Origin of the sequence: Pseudonocardia sp. MH-G8, from assembly GCF_002262885.1 — a bacterium.
Lineage (GTDB): Bacteria > Actinomycetota > Actinomycetes > Mycobacteriales > Pseudonocardiaceae > Pseudonocardia.
The window spans coordinates 271,800-295,049 of the sequence record NZ_NKYF01000007.1 but is presented as its reverse complement, the minus strand read 5'-3'; the positions used below and the strand labels follow the sequence as shown (position 1 = coordinate 295,049).

Below are 23,250 nucleotides of genomic sequence, written 5' to 3'. Positions count from 1 at the left end.
AGTGCGGTCTCAGTCGCTCCGGTGATCGATCGGCCGCGTCGGCGACGTCGGCTCGGACCGCGCATCGCCGAGCGCATAAGTGTCGATGGCCGAGATGTCCAGTCCACGCGTCTCCGGGAACACCCACGCCCACATCGCGACGCCGGCGTAGAGGAACGTGGCCGCGAGGAAGACCGGGGCGTACCCGACGTTCCCGATCACCGCCCCGGCAATGATCGGCGGCAGGGCGGAGGTACCTCTGGCGATCTGCAAAGCCGCCGAGACCCCGGCTGACCGCATGGACGTCGGGAAAACCTCGGTGAACAGGGTGCCGAAGATGGTGGGCGCGGTGGAGCCGAAGTAGAGGATGAAGAACGGGGCCAGCAGCCACGCGGAGCCGAGCATCGACTGCCCTCCCAGGTACACCACCAGTCCACCGGCAGCGGCCACGGCCATCACCAAGGAGAGCGTGGGCCGCCGTCCCCACCGGTCGCAGGCCCACGAACCGAAGAGGCAGCCGATCAGCCCCGCGAAGGCGGTGAAGAAGATCCACCACGATGCGTTGGCCATGCTGAAGCCGCTCGAGACCAGGTACTTCGGCAGCAGGGTCGTCACTCCGTAGTACGCCCAGAAGTACAGGATCGCCGCGACGAGACACTTGCCCAGCGGCACCAGGAACGCCGCCGTGGCGTAAGCGCGCAACGGCTCCCGTCCCGAGCGAGCCGTCCGCGCCCACTCGGGGGACTCCGGCGTGTGGGAGCGGAGGTAGATCACCAGCAGCACGGGGAGTCCGGAGATCACGAAGGTCCAGCGCCAGCCCACGGCGGGAAGGACCTGACCACCGACGACGGCAGCCAGCATGATCGCCAAGAACGCGCCGCCGTAGAACAGACCACCCCACCAGCCCCTGCGGCGCGGGTCGATGACCTCCGAGATGAGCGCCTGGCCGACGCCGTACTCACCGCCCAGCCCGATGCCTGCGATCATCGTCAGGATCAGCAGGATCTCGTAGTTGGGACTCGCCGCACGGGCGAACGTCGCCAGCGTGAAGAGCAGGACCGTCATGATCAGGACGCGCCTACGGCCGATCCGGTCGGCCAGGACCCCGAAGAGGACCCCGCCCACGGCCATCGAGATGAGGGAGATCGAAACGAGCCAGACGCTCTCCGTCGTTGACAGGCCGAACTCCTGGCTGATCGGGATCAGCAGGAATGTCAGCAGGAAGACCTCGTAGTAGTCGAAGAGCCAGCCGATGAAGGCGCCGACGAAGGCACCCCGCTGCGTCCTGTCGAGGCGGGCCGGTCGGACCTCGGGAGAGCTGCTCATCCGTGGCCCCTCCGAGTCAGGATCAGCGTGCCCGAGTCGGCCGTGCGGGCCTCCCAGCCCTCCCGGACGAGGATCGTGGTGTCGGGCTGCACGACGATCGCCGGACCGCACATCTGCGCGGGCACGCCGGAACGGGCGTACACCGGCACCGTGGCGAACCGGTCCGACCCGGGCAGGTAGGCCTCGCGCTCGGTCACCCGAACCTCGCCGGCGGCGACACCCACCGTCGGGGTGTCCCGAGCCGCCCAGGCCGTGGCGCGAAGACCGGTGATCTCGACGCGGCCGTCGGGATCGTGCTGGCCGTAGAGCCTGCGGTGGAGGTCGGCGAAGTCCGCCGCGATGATGCTGCCTGCGTCCTGTGCGTCGCCTCGCACCGGCACGGTCAACTCGTGCGACTGGCCGATGTACCGGGCGTCCACGGCGAGATCGACAGCTGTCTCCTCGGGCCGGGCACCGGCCTTCGCGATCTCGACCCGCGCACTGTCCGCCAGCCTGCCCAGCTCGCCGCTCAGCCGGGCGCTGTCCAAATCAGCCGTGTCGGCGTGGAAGGTGCGCCAGCGCGGTACCCGGACGTCGGCGGTGAGCAGGCCGTACGCGGACAGCACGCCAGGGTGCGGGGGAATGAGGATCTCGTTGATGCCGAGGTCGTCGGCCACGGTGCAGGCGTGCATCGGCCCGGCGCCGCCGCAAGCGACGAGTGCGAAGCGCCGCGGATCATGCCCGCGCGCCACCGACACGACGCGGACCGCCGCGGACATGGCGGCGCTGGCGATGCGGTGGATGCCCCAGGCCGCCTGGACCTCGGTCATGCCCAGCGGTTCGCAGATCCGTGTGCGCACGGCCTTCGCGGCGAGCTCGCGCGAGAGCTGCAGACGCTCGCCCGCGAGGCCTCCGGCCCCGAGGAAGCCGAGTAACAGGTTTGCGTCGGTGACAGTCGGCTCCTCGCCGCCCCACCCGTAGGCGGCAGGGCCCGGATCGGAGCCGGCGCTGTGGGGTCCGACGCGGAGGCTGTCCGCGGCGTCCACGTAAGCGATGCTCCCGCCGCCCGCTCCGATGGTGTGCACGTCCACAGTGGGCAGACGGAGTGGGTGGCCGCCGATCGTGGCCTGGTCGTGGGTGAGCGGTCGGCCGTTCACCACGAGGGCGACATCCGTGCTCGTCCCACCCATGTCGAATCCGAGGGCAGTCGGGCGCTGCACCTCCTGCGCGGTGGCGGCGGCCCCGCTGGCCCCGCCGGCCAGGCCGGACAGCAGGGTCCCGACCGCGCGCTCCTCGATGAGCTCGCTGGTGACGATCCCGCCGTGCGACTCCATCACCTGCAGCGGGACCCGCACGCCGAACTCGGCCAGCCGGGCCCGCAACGTGGAGAGGTAAGTACCGACCTTCGGTCTGATGTAGGCGTCCATCGCAGTGACCACGAGCCGTTCGAACTCGCGGAACCGTGGGTCGATCCGCGACGACAGGCTGACCGGCAGGGTCGGATGCGCCTGTCGGATGAGCTCAGCCGCCCGCAGTTCATGGCGGGGGTCGACGAAGGAGAACAGGAACGACACCGCGACCGCCTCGACGCGGTGCTCATGGACCAACCGCTCCACGGCATCGAGCACACCGCCCTCGTCCAGCGGTACCACCTCGCGGCCTCGTGGATCGATGCGCCCACAGATGCCGAGCACTCGTTCCCTCGGGCAGAGGAAGTCCGGCGTGTCCGACCCGGTGAACAGGTCATACATCCGGCTCCGCTTGCCGCGGCCGATGTAGAGGATGTCCTCGAACCCGCTGTTGGTCAGGATCCCGATCCGAGCCCCGTCATGTTCCAGGAGCGCGTTCGTCCCGACCGTCGTGCCGTGCACCAGTGAGGTGACCTCGGCAGGTGCGACTTCGCAGGCCTCCAGCGCGCGAGCGAGGCCAGCGATCAGGCCCTCCCCCGGATCCCGTGGTGTGGTGGGCACCTTCACGATCGTCGCCGGGCTGCCCTGCGGGCAGACGATCACGTCGGTGAACGTGCCGCCGATGTCGATTCCGACCGAGACGCTCATGCGCGGCGCTCCTCCTCGTCACCGGACCGTTGCGCGGCCCGGCGAGCTCGCAGATCACGCGTCGCGTCCGCGAGGAGGTGGCCACGGTCGTCGGTCATGACGCCGTAGAGGTCCTCGGCCTCGGCACGGGACACGCGGTGGTCGCGGACGTCACGCTCGACGTCCTGCTCGGGCCGGGTCAGCGGATCGCCGTATCCGCCGCCGCCCGACAGGGCGACCCGCAGCTGGTCGCCGGCCTCGAGGTGCACCATCGTCTTCGACGGCAGCTCGTCGTCGTGCCCGTCGGCGCGATGCACGACCGCTCGGCTGGACGGGGCGTCCGCGCCGCCCTCCACCCCCCAGGCGCGCGACGTGTGCCGCTCGCCCCGGTAGTTGGCGCTGACCTCCCCGGCGGTGAGCTCGAAGACCTTCTCGGTGCCGCAGCCCCCACGCCACCGTCCTGCGCCTCCGGAGTCCGGCCAGACCGACCACTGCACGACGCGGAGCGGGGACTCCATCTCGATCGCCTCGGCGGGCACGTTCATGCAGTTCGACGCGCTGGCCTCGACCGCATCGACTCCATCGAGACCGGGGCGCCCACCCATGCCTCCGACACCCAGCTCGCTGGTGACGAAGAGCTTGCCGGTCTCCGGATCCGTGCCGCCGAAGTTCATCACTAGCAGCTGTCCGCTCTGGGCGGCGGGCATGCGGTCGGGGATGGCCTGCTGGAAGCACCCGAACAGCACGTCGCACAGCCGCAGCAGGGTCGCTGTCCTCGAGTTCACCGGGGCGGGCTCCACGGGATTGACCAATGTGCCCGGTGGCAGCGTGATGCGGACCGAGCGGTAGCAGCCGCTGTTGTTCGGGATGTCGGCGCCCGTGACCGCGCGCAGCACGTAGTACACGGCAGCGATCGACGACGCGGGAACGCAGTTGTACGGCCCCTTCGTCTGCTCGTCGGTACCGGTGAAGTCGATGTGCACGGCCGACCCGTCGATCGTGACCGCGGCGCGGATGACGATCCGCTGCCCGACCCGCACCCCGTCGTCGTCCAAGTAGTCGGTGAAGGTGTAGGTGCCGTCGGGGATGGCGGAGATCCGCTCGGCGGTCAGCTGCGCGGACTGCTCCAGCAGCGCGTCCATCACGGCGGCCAGCTCGGCCCCGCCGATCTCGTCGACCAGCTCGCCGATGCGCTCCTCGGCCAGGTGGCAGGCGGCGAGCTGGGCCCGGAGGTCACCGAGCACGACGTCGGGCGTCCGGACGTTCGCGCGGAGGATGTCGAAGATCGGTTCAACGATTGTCCCGGCGTCGTACAGCTTCATCGGAGGCAGCCGAAGGCCCTCCTGGTAGAGGTCCGTCGCGTTCGGCGGCAAACTGCCGGGCACCATGCCGCCGATCTCCTGGTGGTGCGACATCGTGGCGGCGAGCGCGACCGCCCGCCCCGAGTGGAACAGCGGGCGGATGACGGCGATGTCGGGCAGGTGGGTACCGCCCGCGTACGGGTCGTTGAGGATGAAGACGTCGCCGGGGGCCATCTCGTCGACGGGCCAGCGCCGGAGCACGGTCTCGACGGCCGGGATCATGCACCCGAGGTGGATCGGGATCGCTGCCGCCTGCGCGATGTTGTTGCCGGACCTGTCGAACACCGCCGACGAGGCGTCCAGCCCCTCCTTCACGATCACCGAGTACGCCGCGCGCAGCAGCGTCATCTCCATCTCGTCAGCGATCGTGGACAGCCGGTACCGGACGACTTCCTTGGTGATGGGATCCACAGTGCTCCTCTCGGGCCGACCGTGGCGGCTCGCGATGTGACGATGATCAGTGCCACCTGAGGACACAACAAGGGACGAACCGTGCAGCGAAGGATGCCCTGCATGCACGGAATGGCTAGTCGGCGCGACGCCCGCGGGAACGCCGGCGGAACTGCTGGCCACGTAACGCGATCAGCAGCCGCAGCCGCGTGTCGGGGTCGTCCAGGTGACCGTTGACCAGACCGGCGATCCGCACCAGCCGGTAGTAAAGCGCGCGCCGCTCGATGTTCAGCTCCCGGGACGCCTTGGCCTTGCTGCCGTTGTGGTCCAGGTACGCAGCCAGGGTCGGCAGCAGCGGTGAGCCGCTGGTCGCGTCGTGGGTGAGCAGCGCTCCCAGTTCCCGCTCGATGTGCCGGCCGAGCGTGGGCCCCTGGTCGAGCTCGAGCAGCAGCCGGTCGATCCCGAGGTCGTCGGGTGAGAGCACGCAGCGACCGCGTCCCGTGCGCACTCCATAGCGCACCGCCTCCGACGCGTCCGCGAACGCCCGCGGCAGGTCGGTGGCGCTCGCCGGGTCGCTGATGCCGATCAGGAGCTGGATCCCGTGCCGGGACGCACACTGCTCGACGATCTCGGTCGCGCCGTGTCGCGGCTCCTCCGATCCGGAGAGCACGGCGGTGATCTGGCCGCCGCCGTAACCGATGAGAGGGCGGGTACCCGGGCCGAAGACACGGCTCGCAACGGCGGCGATGGCGCGCAGCGGGAAGCGGGGCCCCTCCGACCGGTTGACACTGCGCTGTCCGGCGCCGTCAAGTGGGCGGAGGACGAGCACGCGCAGCGATCCGGTGAGCGAGATGCCGAAGGTGGCTGCCTTGAGACGCATCTCGCGGATGTCGGCGTACTGCCCGCCGAGCAGGTCGTGCACGAAAGCGCTGCGCGCATCCTGCTGTTGTCGCTCGATGTCCGAGGCCGACGCGAACGCCAACCCGATCGCCGCCGCCGCGCGTTCCAGGGCCAGCAGGTCGACGTCGGTCGCGGTGCCGGTGTGCTCCAGGAGGTGGACCGTCCCCCAGAGCTGTCCCCGGACCACGATCGGCACCCAGACGCAACTGGTCCCCGCGACGGTGGTGCGAGCCGGCGAGCCGTCTCGCGGATTGGCGTGCCCGACGCGCGAGTGCGCACCCCATTCGTCGGCGCGGCGGGTGAGCTCGGGGGTCTCGGGAGCGAACGCGACGACCTCGTGCGCGTCGTCGGACAGGACGACGGGGTTGTCCACCGCCCTGGCGAGCTCGCCGACCATCTGGGTGAGCCCGGCGCCCTCCAGAGCCAGGCGGGAGAACCGCTTGCTGATCGCGTCGGCCCGCTGCAACATCCCGAACTGCGCGTTGACGATGGTCGAATGCACGGCCTCGGTCATGTCCATGAAGTAGGCCGGGTGGCCCAGCTCGATCACCGCGAGGCCCGCGGCGTTCGCCTCCGCGATCAGAGCCTTGGGCACCGAGGCGAACGCGACATCCACCTCGATGGCCACACCGGCCAGGTCCGCCTCGACCAACGACCTCACCCAGGCGCGTTGTTCGGACTCGGCGGCGCTGATCCCCCTGCCCTGGGTGAGCAACAGCTCGCCCCCCTGGAACATCCGACCGGGGTTGGGCATCTCCGTGCTGTGCACCCACCGCACCGGCCGGTCCAGCTGCTCCTCCCCCGCGACCACGCGCGCCCCTGCCCGCCGGAACGGTTCGTACCCGAGGATCTCGCGCAGCGTGGGATTCATCCACGGACACGCTACCCATACCGAGCAACACGATGTGCTTCTGCATCACAGTCTGGGCATTGCCCCGCTCCGATGCGCCCGGTGAAGATCACGGTCGGGCCCACCGAACGCATTCACCACTACCCCTGATCGGAGCCCGGACGTGAGGACGAACGGAGCGACACCCGGTGTGCCGAGGGTCGTGATCATCGGCGCGGGCGTCATCGGCGTCGCTACTGCGTACGAGCTGGCCAGGCGGGGCGTCGGCGCCACCGTGCTCGAGCGTGACGTGGTCGCGGCAGGCCAGTCCGGAAGGAACTGGGGATTCGTGCGCCAGCAGGGTCGCAGCCCGCAGGAACTGCCGCTGATGCGCAGCGCGAACCAGCGCTGGCAGGACCTGGAGGCCGAGATCGGCGAGTCGTTCGACTGGGTGCAGGGCGGCAACCTCGCGCTGGCCGAGGACGAGCGCGCCGCACGCCGGTACCGATCGTGGATCGAGGTCGGCACCCGCCACGGCGTCGACAGCCGCCTCGTCGACCGGGACGAGGTACGGGAGCTGGTGCCCGGCCTGCGGCTGCCCCACGCAGCGGCCATCTACACCGCCAGCGACGGCCACGTCGATCCGACGACCGCCACCGCTGCCCTCGCACGCGCGGCCGAACGACATGGGGCCACCGTGCTCGACGGGCACACCGTGCACCGGATCGCGTTCATGAACGGACGCGTGACCGGCGTGGACACGAACCACGGCGTCGTGCCCGCCGACATCGTGGTCTGCGCCGCGGGTGCGACCTCCCGTTGGCTCCTGGGTCGCGCCGGCCTCCGCCTGCCGCAGAACGTCATCCGGGGCACCGTGGCCATGACCGAACCGGTGGACCCCTTCCTGTCCACCACCGTCTGGGCGTCCGGCCTGGCCTTCCGCCAGCGCCCGGACGGCCGGCTGGTGATCTCCACGGGCGGTGGCGGTGAGATCGACCTGACGCTGGACACCGTGCTGCAGGCACCGCTGTTCCTGCCGGGGTTCCTGCACAACCACCGCAGGCTGCGGATGCGGCTCAACCGGGCGATGCTCCACAACATCACCCGCCGCCTCACCGGCGTCGACCGCCCGATCGAACCCAGCCCCAACCGCACGCGCGCCCACGCGAGCCTTCGCCGGCTCCGCAGCGCGCTACCGCAGCTGGCCCGGACACGGCTCGAACAGGCGTGGGCCGGGATCATCGACGCCACCCCCGACGGGCTACCGGTCGTGGACCGGCCGGACGTCCCCGCGGGGCTCGTCGTGGCCACCGGGTTCAGCGGCCACGGCTTCGGGCTGGCACCGGCGATCGGTCAGGTCGTGGCCGACCTGGTGCTCGACCAGCCGCCACGCTTCGATCTCCGGCCGTTCCGGCTGAGCCGCTTCGCCGAGCGCGACTTCCACGCCCCCGACGCGATCCTCTAGACATACCGTCCCGCCACCAGACGGATCCTCACACCGTCTTGTCGACGTCCTCGGTGCGTGCGGACGGGCCCGCGGCGTCGATCTCCCCCAGAGTTTCCGTGCTCGTCTCGGGAGCCCAGGCCCAGCAGACCAGCCCGCCGAGCAACAGCACGACCACGCAGCCGGCGAGGGCGACGTTCATGCCGTAGCCGGCGGCGACGATCGGGAGCAGGAACGTGCTGCCCGCGGAGCCGATCCGGCTGGCGGCCACCGCCACGCCGACACCGGACGCGCGCAGGTCGGTCGGGAACAGCTCGGGCGGGTAGACGAACTCCAGGTTCACCGCGGCGGCCAGGACGAAGGCGAACGCGGTGAACAGCACGACCGCGAGGACCGGCGAGAGTTCCGCGAGGAAGGTGAGCCCGGCCAGCAACGCACCGCCGACCAGGAAGGTGCTGATCAGGAAGAACCGGCGGGAGATGCGGTCGATCAGCAGCAGGCCGACCACGGCACCGGCGAGGATGAACAGGTTGTACAGCGCCCCGGCGCCGAGCTTGCTCGTGACCCCGAGCGATTCCATGACCTGCGGGGAGAACGTGCCGAGGGCGAAGAACGGGATAACCTGACAGACGTAGAACAAGGCACCGACCGCTGTGCGCTTGCGGTACACGGGGCTGAACAGCACCCGCATGCCGCGCTTCGGCGCAGCGCCGACGGCGGGCGGTGGCTGCACGTCGTCGCCGAGGTGCTTGCGCACGATCGCTGCGGCCTCGACGTCGCGGCCGTGCCGGGCCAGCCACAACGGAGCCTCGGGCACCCCGATGCGGAAACCGAGGACGAGCAGGGCGGGCAGGGCGCTGACGGCCAGCATCCACCGCCAGGCGTCGTCACCGGTCCCGGAGAGGAGGAACCCGATCAGGTAGGCGAAGACGTATCCCGCCGCCCAGGCCACCGCGAGCAGGCTCATCAGCCGGCCGCGGAACTTCTTCGGTGCATGCTCGGTGACCAGCGACTTGCTGACGACGTAATCGGCACCCAGCACCACTCCGAGCAGCAGCCGCAGAACCAGCAGCTCGGCCGGGGTCTGGACGAAGAACTGCGCGGCGGACAGCACCGCGAAGACGAGCATGTCCCATGCGAAGATCTGCCGCCTGCCGATCCGGTCGGCGATCGGCCCGACGACGATCGCGCCGAAGAACAGTCCGGTCAGGGTCGCCGCGCCGAGAAGACCGGCCCACAGCGGGGTGAGCCCCAGGGTGCTGGTGGCCGAGGCGATGACGATCCCGATGATGCCGAGGATGAACCCGTCGGAGAACTGACCACCGGTGCCGGCGATCGTCACCCGCATGTGGAAACCGGTGACCGGAGCGTCTTCGTAAGCGAGCACCGATCCCGAGGGCCGGGCGGCGGATGGGCTCATGACGGTGTACCTCCGTTCGCGGCGGCTTTGCCGCGGAGCTGGGTGGTGGCGTTCTCGTAGCCCTCGGTGGCCGACATCTCGACCCAGTGATCCAGAGCGCCGGCCAGGTTGCGCTCGCGGTGCGGTCCGTTCCACGCCAGGCCGTCGACGCAGCGCCGGGCGAAGGTCTGCGCGGCGGCGGTCAGGTCGTCGAAGATCGTGGTGAGGGCGTCGACGACGACCGGCTCCATCACGTTCAGCTCGAGCTCGCCGGCGGCGACGGCGCAGTCGATGGTCAGGGCCTGACCCCGAACCCGGTAGCTCAGCTGCATGACGTACTCGGGGATCACCGGGTTGACCTTCCCCGGCATGATCGACGACCCCGCCTGCACCGCGGGGATGGAGAGGTCGCCCAGGCCGCCGCGGGGGCCGGACGACAACATGCGCAGGTCCGCGGCAATCTTGGCCATGGTGATCGCGGCGCGGGATCCCGCGGCAGCGATCGCGGCGTAGGGGTCGAGGTGGGACAGCGCGTCGAACCGGTCCGGCACGCCGCTGATCGGCATCCCGGTCAGGTCGGCGAGCTCGGCGGCGACGCGCTCACCGAAGCCGTCCGGCGCGCCGACCCCGGTCCCGACGGCGGTGGCACCGATCGGCACCTCGCGCAGTGCGATGCCGGCGTCCTCCAGGCCACCGGCGACCCGGCGGATCGCGGCGGAGTGCCCGCGGTGGGTCTGTCCGGCGGTGAGGCTGACCGCGTCCTGCAGGCAGGTGCGGCCCAGGTGCCGGGTGTCGGAGAACTCCTCGGCCTTCCGGTCGAACGCCGAGGCCAGCTCGCGCAGCGCGGCCACCGGGACTCCGACGAGCTCCCCAACGGTGAGCGCCATCGCGGTCGGGTAGCTGTCGTTGGTCGACTGGGACGCGTTCACGTGGTCGTTGGCGTGCACGACGACCCCGCCGATCGCCGACGCCCGGGTGGCGATGACTTCGTTGACGTTCATGTTCGCGGTGGTGCCGCCGCCGCCGTGCACCAACGGGGTCGGGAACTGGTCCGCGTGCGCACCCGCGATGATCTCCTCGCAGGCTGCGACGATCGCGTCCCGGCGGGGCGCATCGAGCACGCCGCACCGGTGGTTGACCCGTGCCGCGGCGAGCTTGACCCGGGCGTAGTTGCGGACGAACGGCGCCAGGTCCCCGAACGTGCGGCCGCGCAACGGGAAGTTCTGCACCCCCAGCTCGGTCTGGGTCCGGTAGAGCCGTTCGCCGGATGTCGTGTCGACGTGGGCGGTCAACGGTCGCCTCACTCTCCTCGTCGAAAGCGCCTGAAGTGCCGTGGTCTGCGGCGTCGGAGAGTGTGCGGCCCGATCGTCGTTGCGAACAGACATGATGCTCGCTCAACAACATGAGCCATCGATTCACCAGGGCTGATAGGTGAAATTGCGTGCCGGCGTTGCTGACTAGACGACATGTGGAAGCCTGCACCGCATGGAGACCTCGGCCGAGCGCGTCGCCGCGCTGTTGCTCGCCTTCGGAGAGGGCGGAGCGGGGAGCGAGCACGGCGTCAGCGATCTGGCCCGGGCCGTCGGCCGCGAACGCAGCCAGGTGTCCCGAATGCTGCACTCCCTGCAACGCGGGGGGCTCGTCGAGCAGGATCCGCAGACGCGGCGCTACCGGTTGAGCTGGTCGTTGCTGCTGCTCGCTGCCGGTGCCGGAGACGCGGCACTGCTGCGCGCCGCCCGCCCGGCGTTGCAGAGGGTCGTCGCCCGGACCGGGGAGGTCGCACTGCTGTCGGTGCAGCGCGGCAACCGTTCGCTGACCGTGCTTCGTGAGGAGTCGATGCAGTCCCTGCGCGCCGGTGGCTGGGTGGGCCGTAGCTCCCCTATGCACTGCACCGCGTCCGGGCGCGCGTTGCTGTTCGACGCCGACGACGACACCGTGGAGGACCTCACCGCCGACGACCTGCTGGCCCCGACCCACGGCCTGGCGGCCCCGCGCGACCTTCCCGCGCTGCTCGAACGACTGCACGCCGAACGGGAGCGCGGCTACGCGGTCGCCAGCGAGGAGGTGGAGATCGGGCTGACCTCGATCGGCGTTCCCCTGCGCGACCACCCTGGGGAGATCGTCGCCGTCATCAACATCTCCGGACCGACGTCCAGGCTCATCGGGTACGTCGACGACATCGCTCGGCGGCTGCGCGCCGCCGCGGCGGCGATCGAGGCCGTCCTGGCGCAGCCCTACAACAGCCCGGCCCGCAAGACACCTCGATGAGGCCGACCACGCAACGACCGGGCCGCTCCGGTGTTCGGGCGGGCCGCGTTCGGGCTCATCCCGCTCCCGGGCCCGGTCGGGCATCGAGATCGAGCAGCAGCTCCTCGGCGCGGCCGATCTCCTCGCCCAGGGGATGGTCCTCCGCGATCCTGGGCAGCTCGTCGGCCAGCCGGTGGAAGATCGCGGCCGCCGGCACCTGTGGCAGAGCCTCGTTCGCCATCCGCAGGGCGCGCACCGCTCCGACGAGCTCGCACGCGAGCACGGTGCGGTAGGCGTCGGTGACCGCCGCGGTGCTGCGCACCGCCTGGGTGGAGAAGCTCGCGTGGTCCTCCAGACCGCGGGAGATCACCGCGGTGCCGGTGGTGACCGCGGCTGCGGCGTTGCGCATCTCGGCGAGGGCGTCGTGGGCGATGTACTCCAAGATCATGATTCCGGAGCTGCCCGGAGGTCCCGACGCGAGGAATGCGGGCAGCCCGGTCAGCTCGGGCTCGACCAGGTCGCTCAGCCGGGCCACCGACAGCTCCGCCACGTGGTGCGCGGCTGCACGCAGGTGGTCCAGCCAGAGCGCGAGATAGGGCGTGCAGAACTGACCGTGGTGGTCGACCGTCCCCTCATCGAGGTCGATCAGCGGATTCTCCGCGGCGGCGTTGATGTCGATGCCCAGCACGGACTCCACCGCGTCCGCCGCGTCCAGCGCCGGCCCCTGGACCTGAGGGAACACCCGCAGCCCATACGGGTCTTGCAGGCGCCGGCCCGGCGCGGGAGCGCCGACGACCGGGCTGATCAGCGCACGGAACTCGGCTGCGCAACGCAGCGAACCGGGGAACGGCCTGCGCAGGTGCACCCGCTGGGAGAACGCCTCCGGCGACCCGCCCAGCGCCAGGTAGGACAGCGCCGCGACGACGTGGCTGGCCCGCAGCAGCACACCGAGGTCGTTCCAGGCGAGCACGGCCTGGGCCAACGTGGACGCGTTGGACGAGATGAACGCCAGCGCGTCGCCCGGGCTGATCGCCACGGGTTCCACCCCGCCGACGGCCCACGGCCGCTCGCCCGCCAGGGTCAGCGCGACCTCGGCCATCGCGGTGAGGTCGCCGGTTCCGATGGCGCCCCGCGCGTGCACCCGCGGTACCGACCCGGTGCGCAGTGCCGCCACCAGCGCCCCGAGCAGGCGCGGGTGCACTCCGCTGCCGGCGGCGGCCAGCTGGTTGAGCCGGATCGCCAGCAGCGCGCGCACGGCATCGTCGGGCAACGCGGGCCCGACCCCGCCGGAGTGGCTGCGCAACAGTCGCAGGCCGTGCTCGTCGAACGTGGTCGGGTCGACCACCATGTGCCGGTTGGCCCCCACCCCGGTGGTACGGCCGTACACGGTCCGCTTCGCGCTGATCTCGATCGCCAGCTCGTGCGCGCGTGCGGCCCGTTCGAGGGCGTGATCGGCGAGCTCGACATCGTCGCCCGCACGGGCGATCCGGACGACATCGGCACAACGCAAGGTCGCGCCGTCGACAGCAACAGTGGCCACACAAGGCACCATCCCATCCCGCGACCTGAGGAGTGCGCGAGCGCACGGGACCGGGGGTGTGGCACTCCCAGGAGGAACGTGACCTGCCGCGCTCGCCCCGCCCCGCCGAAGCTCGTGGACAGGCGGTGACAGCACCGCCGACCAGCGACTTCGGAGGTAGACATGAACAGCACGGCGGGATCGGCAACCCCTGCGCAGGCGGCGAAGGTCGTCCTGGTGACGGGTGCGAGCAGCGGGATCGGTGAGGCCACGGCGCTGCGACTCGCCGCCGACGGGCACCACGTCGTCCTCGGCGCCCGCCGCGAGGAGCGGCTGGCGAAGGTCGCGAGCGCGATCAGCGGCGCCGGTGGCGGTGTGACCACCCGGCGCATCGACGTCACCGACCGCGCCGACGTGGCGGCGTTCGTCGACGCGGCGGTGCGCGAGCACGGGCGTGTCGACGTGATCGTCAACAACGCCGGGGTGATGCCGTTGTCCCGGCTGGACGCGCTGCTGGTCGACGAGTGGGACCGGATGATCGATGTGAACGTCCGCGGCCTGCTCCACGGGATCGCGGCGACCCTGCCGCACTTCCGCAGCCGCGGTAGCGGGCACTTCGTCACCGTCGCCTCCATCGCGGCGCACGCGGTGTCCCCGGCCGCCGCCGTGTACGCCGGCACCAAGTACGCGGCGTGGGCGATCACCGAAGGCCTGCGGCAGGAGCTCGAGCCGGCCATCCGGGTCACCACGATCTCGCCCGGGGTGGTGGAGTCCGAGCTGGCCGACACCATCACCGATCCCGGCGCACGCGCAGCGATGAAGACCTACCGCGCGCGGTCCATCCCGGCCGACGCGATCGCCGCGGCCATCTCCTACGCCATCTCCCAGCCCGACGACGTGGACGTCAACGAGATGATCGTCCGGCCGGCCGGGCAGCGCTGAACAGTGCCCCGGACGCGGCGCCGGCGGCTGCGAGGGTGGGTGCCGCCCGGCCACCTTCGCGGCCCCGGCGCACCGCCGAACGCTCTAGCCTCGACGTCGTGACCGGCGACAACGCACTCGGTGAGTTCCTGCGCGCCCGCCGCGGCCTGGTACTTCCGGGCGGCGCCCTCGCCCCGGTCGACCGGCGCCGCCGGGTGAGCGGCCTGCGCCGGGAGGAGATCGCGCTGCTGGCCGGGGTCAGCGTCGACTACTACGTCCGCCTGGAGCAGGGACGTGAACGGCACCCGTCGGCGCAGGTGGTCGAGGCGCTCGCCCGGGCGCTGGAGCTGGACGACGACGCGGCCACCCACCTGCACGAGCTGGCCCGGCCGCGGGTCCGGCGGCGCAGGCAGGCGAGACGCCGCGAGCGGGTCAGCACACACCTCGCACAGATGATGGCCGGCTGGCACCGCACACCCGCGCTGATCCTCGATCGCCACCTGACGGTACTGGCCGCGAACGACCTGGGCCGGGCCCTGCTCGCCGGCCACACCCACAGCGACGACCTGGTCCGCCTGATCTTCCTCGATCCCGACGCCCGCAGCTTCTACCCCGAGTGGGAGCGGGCCGCCGCGAACACCGTCGCCGGGCTACGGGCCGCCGTCGGCCTCGACCGGGACGACCCGGCGCTGATCGAGCTCGTCGGCGAGCTCTCCGTGAAGAGCGAGCCGTTCCGCAGGTTGTGGGCCCGCCACGACGTCCGGCAGAAGTCCCACGAGGTCAAGCGGTTCCACCACCCCGTGGTCGGGGAGCTCACCCTCACCTACGAGGCGCTGACCGTCAACAGCGCACCGGGCCAGCAGCTGGTCGTCTACCACGCCGAACCGGGCAGCCCATCGGAACAGGCGCTCGCTCTGCTGGGCAGCCTCGCCGCGACCGATCAGGACGCGCCGTCCCGCCCGACCTCCACCACGAAGACCTGAGCCATGTGACGCCCGTCCTGATCCCCTCGGTTGCAGATGCAAGGTCGGATGCAGTTTCATCTGCAATTGCGGCCCGCTCGCGGTCGCCGGGATCGGACAAGCGCACACGCGGAGGGTGACCAGAACATGCAGGACTTCGTTGGACCGTCGGTCGAGCCGACGACGCCGTCGGTGGCTACCGCCTCGCTCCACTGGCGCAAGAGCGGGTACAGCAACCCGAACGGCTCGTGCGTCGAGCTCGCGCCGATGGCGGACGGCCGCGTCGCGATGCGCAACTCACGCCACCCGGACGGAAATTTCCTGGTCCACAACGCCGAGGAGCTCCGGTCGTTCCTGCTCGGCGCCAAGCACGGCGAGTTCGACGACTTGGCCGACGGCAATGGCGCAAGTCTTCGGTGACGCGGATCGGGCCCGTACCGCCCGTCGAATCGGCACCAGAGGTGTTGGACGCCGTCCGGGTCCGCGGGCCACGAATTCGCTCTGCACACGCCGGGCGTCGTAGGCTGTAGCGGCTCGCGGGCCGGCGCAAAGCCCGCGGTACGGTGTGGTCTGATACGCGGGATCCGCGGTCTTCTCGGGGGGTGATGATGGCCGACGACCAGGAGGACGATCCGCCTGGCGGTGGGTTCGCCGAAGCTCGGGGCGGTCCCACGGTTTTGCGCATCCTGGTCGGCGCCCAGCTTCGTCGGCTTCGTGAAGCGAGCGGCATCACCCGCGAGACGGCCGCCTACACAATCCGCGGTTCCGAAGCGAAGATGAGCCGCATCGAGTCGGGCCGGGTCGGTTTCAAGCCGCGGGACGTCGCCGACCTCCTGTCCATGTACGGCCTCGCCGAGGGATCGGCCCGGGACCTGCTCCTGAACCTGGCCGAACAGGCCAACGAACCGGGCTGGTGGCACCATTACAACGACACCATGCCGGACTGGTTCTCCACCTACGTCGGGTTGGAACAGGCCGCCACGATCATCCGCACCTACGAGGCCCAGTACGTACCGGGCCTGCTGCAGACGGAGGCCTACGCCAACGCGGTGGTCAACATGGGTGAGACCGTCCGCCCCGGTGAGGTCGGCAAGCGCGTCGAGCTGAGGATGCACCGCCAGCAGTTGCTCCACATGCCGGAGCCCCCCGACTACTGGGCGGTGATCGATGAGGCGGTACTGCTCCGGAAGCTGGGTGGTCGGCAGGTGATGCGCGAGCAGCTCGACCACATCCTCGAGGCCGGCAGGCGGCAGCACGTCACCGTGCAGGTCGTGCCCTTCGACCGCAGCGATGTCGCGGCGGTCGGCGGCCCGTTCACCCTGCTGCGGTTCGCGGAACCCGATCTCCCCGACATCGTCTACCTCGAGCAGCTCAACAGCGCCCTGTACCTGAACAGGGACGTCGAGGTGAAGAGCTATCTGCAGATCATGAACCGGCTGGCGGCCGGAGCCCTGACGCCCCAGCGCTCCACCGAGCTGATCACGTCCGCACGCGACGCGCTCTGAGGCGTCGGCCACCGATCTGAACCCACCGGCACGGGGACCACGAACGTTGCCGGTGGGCTGAACACACGTACGGGGCGGCGCCTCGCAAGGCGCCGCCCCGTACGTGTGTGCGCTAGGGCTTGCGACCCACGCCCGCGAGCGTGGGCAGGTCCTTGGGGACGTCGCCGGGCTCGGGACGCCACAGCGGGATGCTCACCAGACCGGGCTCCACCAACTCCAGGCCCTCGAAGAAGCCGGCCATCTCCTCCGGCGTCCACAGCTTGTACGGGACCGCACCGGTGTCGTCATAACCCGCCTGGGCCTGCTTGAACGCCTCGTCCTCGGTGGTGGAGTCGGAAAAAGCCAGATAGCTGCCCGGGGCAAGTCCGTCCAATACGCCCCGCACGATCCCCAGAGCCACATCGTAATCGTTGGTGTGGCCGACGACGCCGTTGATGGTGACTGCGACGGGCTGGGAGAGGTCCAGCGTCTTCGCGGCCTCGGACAGGACCACCGCCGTGTCGCTCATGTTGGTGTCGATGTAGGTGGTGACCCCCTCGGGGGTACTGGTCAGCAAGGCGCGGGCGTGCGCCAGCACGGTGGGGTCGTTGTCGACGTAGACGATGCGGGCCGCCGGATTCACCTGCTGGGCGATCTGGTGGGTGTTGTCGTTCGTCGGCAGCCCGGTGCCGATGTCCAGGAACTGCGAGACTCCGGCCTCCCCGGCCAGGAAGCGGACGCTCCGCACCAGGAAGTAGCGCATGCTCTTCGCGATGTCGACGATTCCGGGGAACGTCGCGATGTACTGGTCACCGGCCTCTTTGTCGACGGCGTAGTAGTCCTTGCCGCCCTGCCAGTAGTTCCAGATCCGCGCCGAGTGCGGAACGGACTCGTCGACTGCCGGCCCCGTGCCCGAGCTAGAGAACTCGCTGCTCATGTCGTTGACGCACTCACTCTCTGTGTCAGTAGGCCCTCCAGAGGCTACATGATCACACATCTGGATGTCTCGTCGCGGGCCTTCTTTTCGGTCATCGGTCCGGCACTCGTCACGGTCGCGAGGCGTCGTCCATGGACTCGCTCCTCCTTACCCGATTGGAGACACCGGCTGACTTGTATGACGACTCCGGGCCGGCGTTCCGCGGCTACAGGTCTCCGCGCAGGTAGCGGGTCACCATGGCGACCAGCTCGCTCTCGAACGTCTCGACGGAGGTGCTGCGTGGAGCGGCCATGAACTTGTGCGTGTTCGTCTCCACGGTGAACAGGATGAGCTCCGCGGCGACGTCGGGGTCGCCGACGCGGACGTCGGGGTGCCCGACGACGACGTCGCGGACCTGGGCCGTGCGCAGCTTCGCGTGCCGGTCGATCGTGTCGAGCAACTCCTGGGAGACCGGTGCCTCCTCGATCATCACCCGGAGCAGCCGCGGATCGTCGCTGTGGTTGTCGATCGCGTCGCGGATGAGCGCCCGGACCGTCGCCTCCAGCGTCCCGGGTGAGAGGTCGAGCTCGTCGGCGCCCGTCCAGGTGCCGCGGTCGAGGTGCTGGACCAGGAGCTCGGCGAGGATGGCGTCCTTGTTCGGGAAGTACTGGTACAGCGAGCCGATGGAGATGCGGGCGCGCTCGGCGATGCGGTTGGTGGTGCCGGCGGCGTAGCCGTGCTCGGCGAAAACGTGAGCAGCCGCGGTGAGGATGCGCTCGCGCGTGAGCTCGGCGCGCACCTGACGGGGCTTGCGACGTGGCTCCAAGCGTCGGTCGACCGACGGCATCCTGGTCCTCCTCGAGGGCGGCGAAAGCGAGTAGCAAATACCTGAGCTATTACTCACAATAGTGCTATGAGCTGCGAAGACAATACGCCGGGTGGCGTCTCGTGATCCCGAAGGTCAGCCTGCCCAAGGCGCGCAAGATGATCACGCTGGAGGTGCGCCGCCGCGAGTCGCTGACGCCGGGCTTCGCGAGCCTCACCCTCGCCGGCCCGGCGCTGCAGGATCTGGTCGTGGCCGGCGGCGATCAGACGGTCCGGCTGTTCTTCCCGCGCGAGGGCCAGACCGCGCTGCGGATGCCCACCGCGTCGAACGAGGCGTGGATGGCCCAGGTGCTGCTGATGCCGAAGTCGGTCCGCCCGTACGTGCGGAACATGACGATCCGCCGCGCCCGCCCCGCCGAGGACGAGGTCGACATCGAGTTCGCCCTGCACGGTGACTCCCCCATGTCGTCGTGGGTGCGCCGGGTGCGGCCCGGGGACCGGGCAGGCATCTTCGACATGGGCACCACGTACCGGCCGCCGGAGCAGGCGCAGTGGCAACTGCTCGTCGGCGACGAGACCGCGCTGCCGGCCGTCCTGGCGATCCTCGACCAGGCGCCGCCGTCGCTGACCGCAGAGGTCTACCTGGAAGTGGCGACCCGGGCCGACGTGCGTGATGTGGTGTCGCCGCCCGGGGTGCGGATCCACTGGTTCAGCCGCGACGACGCGGCCGACGACCGACCGGGAGCCGTCGTGCTGGCCGCGGTCCGTCGCGCGGCGATGCCGCCCGGCCGCGTCTACGCGTGGGTCGCGGGCGAGTCCCGGCTGGCCACGTCGGTGCGGCGACACCTCGTCGACGACCGCGGCGTGCCGAAGCCGGACATCTCGTTCGCGGGGTACTGGCGGCACGGCTGGTCGGCACCGGGATGAGGAGACCGATGCAGGTGAGCACCCTCCACCGCATGACGACGGCCGACGAGGTCGAGGCCGCCCTGGGGCGGCCGCCCTCGATGATCCTGCTGAAGCAGATCAGCGCCCTCGACGAGGGCTGCCGGACCATCCTGGCGAACAGCCCGCTCGCCGGCTTCGGCCACCGCGACGCCGACGGCGTCAGCCGCACGACGTTCATCGGCGGCACACCGGGATTCGTGCGCGTCCACTCCCCCACGCGCATCTCGTTCACCGTGCCCGACGGCGAGGCGCACGGCCCGGTGTCGTTCGTCTTCCTCCTGCCGGGCGTCGGGGAGACGTTGCGCGTCAACGGATCCGTGGCCGACCGGAAGGGTGCGCAGACGTTCGTGGACGTCGACGAGGCGTACGTGCACTGCGCGCAGGCCGTCATCCGCTCAGGACTGTGGAATCCCGCCGCTGCCGCCGCGCCTGCGACCGAGGTCGAGGGCGCGGGGCCGCTGCGCGGACCCGGCGTCGCCGAGTTCCTCGCCGCCGCCCCGTTCCTCGCCCTGTCCACATGGGACGGGTCGGGCGGCAGCGACACCAGCCCGCGCGGCGACCGGCATACCGTGGTTCGGATCCTCGACGGCCGGACGCTGGCCATCCCGGATCGCAAGGGCAACAAACGCGCGGACAGCCTCCACAACCTCCTCCAGGACGACCGGCTCTCGTTCGCCGCTCTCGTCCCGGGACGGTCCGGCGTGCTGCACGTCAGAGGACGGGGCTCGATCACCGACGATCCCGCGCTGCTGGAGACGATGGCGCTGCGCGGGACGTCCCCGCACGCGGCGCTGCTCATCGACGTCGAACACGCCGAGGTGAGCGCCAACGACGCCGTGATGCGCTCGCGGGTGTGGAGCCCGACCACGCATCTCGGGCGCGGCACCGCGCCGGACCTGATGGCCCTGGCCACCGAGCACCTCGCCGCGAACCTGGCAGCGAACCAGGCCGGCGCCCGGGGAGGCCTGCTCGCTCGCGTGGTCGAGTTCGTCGCGGGGATCCCCGGGATCAGCCGGATGATGCGGCTGGCGGTGAACCGCGCCTACCGGTCCGGGCTGCAGAAGGAGGGCTACGACGACGTCGAGGTCGACGCGCTGCGTCGAGGGCGGATGAGCGGTCCCGCGGTGGAGAACCCGTTGCGGGAGGTGCGGATCGCCGAGGTGCGCCGGGAGACACCGAGCGCGGTCACCCTCGTGTTGGAAGACGCCGCGCATCCCGGCTCCTTCGACTTCCGGGCCGGGCAGTTCTTCACCCTGGTCGCGGACATCGACGGCCGACCGGTGCGGCGCGCCTACTCCGCGTCGTCGGCGCCCGGGGCACCGCGGCTGGAGGTCACGGTCAAGCACGTCGGCGACGGCCGGTTCTCGACCCACGTCCACCGGAAGCTGCGCGCCGGGGACCGGCTGTCGCTGCGCGGTCCGTCCGGGGCTTTCCACGCCGATCCGGCGGCGGCGCACGACCTCGTCCTGGTCTCCGCGGGCAGTGGTGTCACGCCGATGATGAGCATGATCCGCACCATCCTCGCGGGCCCGGGGGCCGGCCGGATCGCGCTGCACCACAGCAGCCGCAGCGCCGGGGAGATCATCTTCGCCGACGAGCTCCTCCGGCTGGAGGACGAGCACCCGGAACGGCTGTCGGTCACGCACGTCCTGACGCAGGAGCGTGGACGGCTCGACGCTGCGGGGGTGCACGACTGGCTCGCGGAGCAGGCGCCGGCCGAGGACGCCCGGTACTACCTGTGCGGCCCCGAGGCGCTGATGGACACGGTCCGGGGCGTCCTGACCGACCGCGGCGTGCCGGACGACCGCGTGCACCAGGAGCGCTACACCAGCGGGGCGGACACCACCGCCACCACCGCCGGGCCGCAGGAGATGATCGTCGAGGACGGGGCGCACGAGGTCGGCTCGGTGGTGGTCGAGCCCGGCCAGACGCTCCTCGACGCCGGGCTCGCGGCGGGGCTGCCGATGCCGTACTCCTGCACGGTCGGCAACTGCGGGGACTGCATGGTGACGCTGCGCGGCGGGAAGGTCGCGATGAACGGGCCGAACTGCCTGACGCCGCAGCAGGAGGCCGACGGCTACGTCCTGACCTGCGTGGGCTGCCCGCTGTCGACGGTGACCCTGGACATCGCCGACGTCGGCGACGATCCAGGTTCGGGACAGCAGACCGCCTGACGCCCCAGCAGGAGGAAGTCCCGGCGGGTGCTGAGGCGTCAGTCGCGAAGGGCGTCCAGCGCGGCCTCGACATCCGACTCGTCCGTGAAGTAGTGCACGCCGATCCGCAGCCGGTCCACGGTGATCCTGGCCCGCACGCGGCGTGCCTCCAGTGCCGCGGCCACTCGGGAGGGGTCGGGCACGCGCACGACCCTGATGTGCGAGCCGGGGCCGCGGCGCAGTGGCACCGCGCCCTGCTCCACGGCCCCGGCCTCGAACGCCTCCGCCAGCCCGAGGCAGTGCGCCTCGACGGTCGGCGGGTCGAGTGCGGCGATGACGCGCAGTGCAGCCTCCGCCCCCACCCACGGCAGCCAGGCGCGCCCGGTGTCGCAGCGCCCGAGCGGGCCGTCGGTGGCCGGCCGTCCCCCGGTGAGCGCACCCGGCTCCGCGGGCGTCTTCCAGCCGGGCGCGATCGAGCGCAGCCTGCTCCCCGCGTGCGGCGCGGCGTACAGCCATGCGGCACCGCGAGGGGCGAGCAGCCACTTGTAGCCGTGAACGGCCAGGTAGTCGGGGCGGTGGGTCGCGATCGCGGGGTCGAGCACACCGAGGCTCTGGGTGGCGTTGACGAAGAGCTCGGCGCCGATCTCGTCGGCCCGCTCGCGCAGCGCACCGATCGGCATCCGCTCACCGTCCAGCGTCGTCGTCTCGCTGACGGCGACGAGCCGGACGTCGGGCGTCATCGCCGCGAGCAGCGCCTCCGCCCGTGACTGCCCGGGACGCGCGACGGCCAGCGTGACCGCCCGCTCGGGCGACCGTTCGGCGAGGAACGGGAACAGCAGGCTCTGGAACTCGTCGGCGGCCAGCAGCGCGACACCAGGCGGGCGGTGCCGCGCGACGGTGGCCGCAGCCTCCGCCAGCGACCCGACGACCGCGACGTCGACGGCCGCGACACCGAGCAGCTCGGCGAACGCCGTTCTGGCCAGGTCGGGCGCCCGGTCGAGCTGCTCCCAGTCCGACTCACCCCGCTCGACCGCGTCCAGCTCCGCGCGAACCGCGGCCAGCACCGAGCGCTCCCCCGGCGGCGCACCGGGCGTGTCCAACCAGTGCAGCCTCGCCAGCGCCGGGAAGCGGGCGCGGAACGCGGCCGACGTGAGGCCTCCCCGCCCGACCCCGCTCGTCACTCGCGCACCGCCACGACCGCCTCGATCTCGACCAGGATCTCCCGTGTCGCCAGGCCCGCCACGATCGCGGCCGAGTGCGCGGGGAAGCGCCCGTCGGGGTACCAGCGGTCGAACACCTCGGTGCGCGCGACCGCGAACTCGGCGAACGCACCCTCCCCCACCAGCATCGTGAACAGCTTGACGACGTCGGCGGGTGTTGCACCCAACTCGTCGAGGATGCGTTCGATGTTGGCGAAGGTCTGCGTGGTCTGCGCGGCACAACCCGCGAGGATCGTCCCGTCCGGCGCAGCCCCGACCTGTCCCGACACGAACGCGAGCCGCGTGCCCGGCGGCGGGACGCTCACGTGGCTGTACGCACCGACCGGCGGAGCCATGCCCTCCGGGTTCCACTTCCGCACCGTCATCCCGTCTCCTCGTGTGATCGCGTTCCGACGGCGAGCACCGTCTTCCC

19 protein-coding genes are annotated in these 23,250 nt (G+C 71.0%); 8 read left to right on the top strand and 11 right to left on the bottom strand.

Features of this window, described 5'->3' with window-relative positions; all coding sequences use genetic code 11:
* Positions 1-9: 9 nt before the first annotated feature.
* From CFP66_RS19370 to CFP66_RS19355, 4 genes are all read right to left on the bottom strand, one after another.
* Positions 10-1,305 (bottom strand): MFS transporter, encoded by a 1,296-nt coding sequence (locus CFP66_RS19370; RefSeq protein ID WP_094926176.1) that lies wholly within the window; start codon positions 1,303-1,305, stop codon positions 10-12.
* Positions 1,302-3,341, bottom strand: a complete 2,040-nt coding sequence (locus CFP66_RS19365; protein ID WP_094926174.1) for a hydantoinase/oxoprolinase family protein — start codon at positions 3,339-3,341, stop codon at positions 1,302-1,304. Before CFP66_RS19365 ends, CFP66_RS19370 begins: the two co-directional genes overlap by 4 nt.
* Complete coding sequence (locus tag CFP66_RS19360) at positions 3,338-5,092, bottom strand: hydantoinase B/oxoprolinase family protein (protein ID WP_158228150.1); 1,755 nt, start codon at positions 5,090-5,092, stop codon at positions 3,338-3,340. Before CFP66_RS19360 ends, CFP66_RS19365 begins: the two co-directional genes overlap by 4 nt.
* A gap of 115 nt (positions 5,093-5,207) precedes the next feature.
* Positions 5,208-6,842, bottom strand: a complete 1,635-nt coding sequence (locus CFP66_RS19355; RefSeq protein ID WP_094926169.1) for a PucR family transcriptional regulator — start codon at positions 6,840-6,842, stop codon at positions 5,208-5,210.
* Positions 6,843-6,984: 142 nt separating this feature from the next.
* Between CFP66_RS19355 and CFP66_RS19350 the strand changes: the two genes are divergently transcribed.
* A complete protein-coding gene (locus tag CFP66_RS19350; protein ID WP_094926168.1) occupies positions 6,985-8,265 on the top strand; it encodes an FAD-binding oxidoreductase in 1,281 nt (426 codons plus the stop codon).
* A gap of 28 nt (positions 8,266-8,293) precedes the next feature.
* Here the strand turns inward: CFP66_RS19350 and CFP66_RS19345 are convergent, their stop codons facing one another.
* On the bottom strand, positions 8,294-9,664 hold the full coding sequence (locus CFP66_RS19345; RefSeq protein ID WP_094926166.1) for an MFS transporter: 1,371 nt from the start codon (positions 9,662-9,664) through the stop codon (positions 8,294-8,296).
* The gene (locus CFP66_RS19340; protein WP_233159548.1) at positions 9,661-10,947 is read right to left on the bottom strand and encodes a lyase family protein; all 1,287 of its coding nucleotides are present in this window, start codon (positions 10,945-10,947) and stop codon (positions 9,661-9,663) included. Before CFP66_RS19340 ends, CFP66_RS19345 begins: the two co-directional genes overlap by 4 nt.
* 181 nt (positions 10,948-11,128) lie before the next feature.
* On the opposite strand from CFP66_RS19340, the gene CFP66_RS19335 reads away from it, so the two are divergent.
* Positions 11,129-11,911 carry an IclR family transcriptional regulator gene (locus tag CFP66_RS19335; RefSeq protein WP_094926162.1) on the top strand — a complete coding sequence of 261 codons (783 nt, stop codon included), beginning with the start codon at positions 11,129-11,131 and terminating at the stop codon, positions 11,909-11,911.
* Between the two features lie 55 nt (positions 11,912-11,966).
* Here the strand turns inward: CFP66_RS19335 and CFP66_RS19330 are convergent, their stop codons facing one another.
* Positions 11,967-13,442: an aromatic amino acid ammonia-lyase gene (locus tag CFP66_RS19330; protein WP_094926160.1), complete on the bottom strand. Its 1,476-nt coding sequence runs from the start codon at positions 13,440-13,442 to the stop codon at positions 11,967-11,969.
* 150 nt (positions 13,443-13,592) lie between these two features.
* On the opposite strand from CFP66_RS19330, the gene CFP66_RS19325 reads away from it, so the two are divergent.
* From CFP66_RS19325 to CFP66_RS19310, 4 genes are all read left to right on the top strand, one after another.
* On the top strand, positions 13,593-14,351 hold the full coding sequence (locus CFP66_RS19325; RefSeq protein WP_094926157.1) for an SDR family oxidoreductase: 759 nt from the start codon (positions 13,593-13,595) through the stop codon (positions 14,349-14,351).
* Positions 14,352-14,449: 98 nt separating this feature from the next.
* On the top strand, positions 14,450-15,313 hold the full coding sequence (locus tag CFP66_RS19320; RefSeq protein ID WP_094926154.1) for a helix-turn-helix domain-containing protein: 864 nt from the start codon (positions 14,450-14,452) through the stop codon (positions 15,311-15,313).
* A 126-nt stretch (positions 15,314-15,439) separates the two neighbouring features.
* Positions 15,440-15,712: a DUF397 domain-containing protein gene (locus CFP66_RS19315; protein ID WP_094926151.1), complete on the top strand. Its 273-nt coding sequence runs from the start codon at positions 15,440-15,442 to the stop codon at positions 15,710-15,712.
* Positions 15,713-15,897: 185 nt separating this feature from the next.
* Complete coding sequence (locus CFP66_RS19310) at positions 15,898-16,797, top strand: helix-turn-helix domain-containing protein (protein WP_369805104.1); 900 nt, start codon at positions 15,898-15,900, stop codon at positions 16,795-16,797.
* Positions 16,798-16,909: 112 nt separating this feature from the next.
* Here the strand turns inward: CFP66_RS19310 and CFP66_RS19305 are convergent, their stop codons facing one another.
* Positions 16,910-17,713, bottom strand: a complete 804-nt coding sequence (locus CFP66_RS19305) for an SAM-dependent methyltransferase (protein ID WP_094926146.1) — start codon at positions 17,711-17,713, stop codon at positions 16,910-16,912.
* A 205-nt stretch (positions 17,714-17,918) separates the two neighbouring features.
* On the bottom strand, positions 17,919-18,539 hold the full coding sequence (locus CFP66_RS19300; protein ID WP_094926143.1) for a TetR/AcrR family transcriptional regulator: 621 nt from the start codon (positions 18,537-18,539) through the stop codon (positions 17,919-17,921).
* A 101-nt stretch (positions 18,540-18,640) separates the two neighbouring features.
* On the opposite strand from CFP66_RS19300, the gene CFP66_RS19295 reads away from it, so the two are divergent.
* Entirely contained in the window at positions 18,641-19,444 is an 804-nt protein-coding gene (locus tag CFP66_RS19295; protein ID WP_094926140.1) for a siderophore-interacting protein, read from the top strand.
* 32 nt (positions 19,445-19,476) lie between these two features.
* Positions 19,477-21,639: a 2Fe-2S iron-sulfur cluster-binding protein gene (locus CFP66_RS19290; RefSeq protein ID WP_233159547.1), complete on the top strand. Its 2,163-nt coding sequence runs from the start codon at positions 19,477-19,479 to the stop codon at positions 21,637-21,639.
* Between the two features lie 38 nt (positions 21,640-21,677).
* Here CFP66_RS19290 and CFP66_RS19285 read toward each other — a convergent pair whose 3' ends face one another.
* Together CFP66_RS19285 and CFP66_RS19280 are read right to left on the bottom strand one after the other, a co-directional pair.
* Complete coding sequence (locus tag CFP66_RS19285) at positions 21,678-22,799, bottom strand: aminotransferase class V-fold PLP-dependent enzyme (RefSeq protein WP_094926134.1); 1,122 nt, start codon at positions 22,797-22,799, stop codon at positions 21,678-21,680.
* The gene (locus tag CFP66_RS19280) at positions 22,796-23,203 is read right to left on the bottom strand and encodes a RidA family protein (protein ID WP_094926131.1); all 408 of its coding nucleotides are present in this window, start codon (positions 23,201-23,203) and stop codon (positions 22,796-22,798) included. The genes CFP66_RS19285 and CFP66_RS19280 overlap by 4 nt, the downstream gene beginning before the upstream one ends.
* Positions 23,204-23,250 lie beyond the last annotated feature (47 nt).

What these genes read in the sequence shown, in the direction of transcription:
- CFP66_RS19370 (WP_094926176.1), bottom strand. Translation starts at nt 1,305, where the DNA reads ATGAGCAGCTCTCCCGAGGTCCGACCGGCCCGCCTCGACAGGACGCAG.
- CFP66_RS19365 (WP_094926174.1), bottom strand. Translation starts at nt 3,341, where the DNA reads ATGAGCGTCTCGGTCGGAATCGACATCGGCGGCACGTTCACCGACGTG.
- CFP66_RS19355 (WP_094926169.1), bottom strand. Translation starts at nt 6,842, where the DNA reads ATGAATCCCACGCTGCGCGAGATCCTCGGGTACGAACCGTTCCGGCGG.
- CFP66_RS19345 (WP_094926166.1), bottom strand. Translation starts at nt 9,664, where the DNA reads ATGAGCCCATCCGCCGCCCGGCCCTCGGGATCGGTGCTCGCTTACGAA.
- CFP66_RS19335 (WP_094926162.1), top strand. Translation starts at nt 11,129, where the DNA reads ATGGAGACCTCGGCCGAGCGCGTCGCCGCGCTGTTGCTCGCCTTCGGA.
- CFP66_RS19330 (WP_094926160.1), bottom strand. Translation starts at nt 13,442, where the DNA reads ATGGTGCCTTGTGTGGCCACTGTTGCTGTCGACGGCGCGACCTTGCGT.
- CFP66_RS19325 (WP_094926157.1), top strand. Translation starts at nt 13,593, where the DNA reads ATGAACAGCACGGCGGGATCGGCAACCCCTGCGCAGGCGGCGAAGGTC.
- CFP66_RS19315 (WP_094926151.1), top strand. Translation starts at nt 15,440, where the DNA reads ATGCAGGACTTCGTTGGACCGTCGGTCGAGCCGACGACGCCGTCGGTG.
- CFP66_RS19310 (WP_369805104.1), top strand. Translation starts at nt 15,898, where the DNA reads ATGATGGCCGACGACCAGGAGGACGATCCGCCTGGCGGTGGGTTCGCC.
- CFP66_RS19305 (WP_094926146.1), bottom strand. Translation starts at nt 17,713, where the DNA reads ATGAGCAGCGAGTTCTCTAGCTCGGGCACGGGGCCGGCAGTCGACGAG.
- CFP66_RS19300 (WP_094926143.1), bottom strand. Translation starts at nt 18,539, where the DNA reads ATGCCGTCGGTCGACCGACGCTTGGAGCCACGTCGCAAGCCCCGTCAG.
- CFP66_RS19290 (WP_233159547.1), top strand. Translation starts at nt 19,477, where the DNA reads ATGACGACGGCCGACGAGGTCGAGGCCGCCCTGGGGCGGCCGCCCTCG.
- CFP66_RS19280 (WP_094926131.1), bottom strand. Translation starts at nt 23,203, where the DNA reads ATGACGGTGCGGAAGTGGAACCCGGAGGGCATGGCTCCGCCGGTCGGT.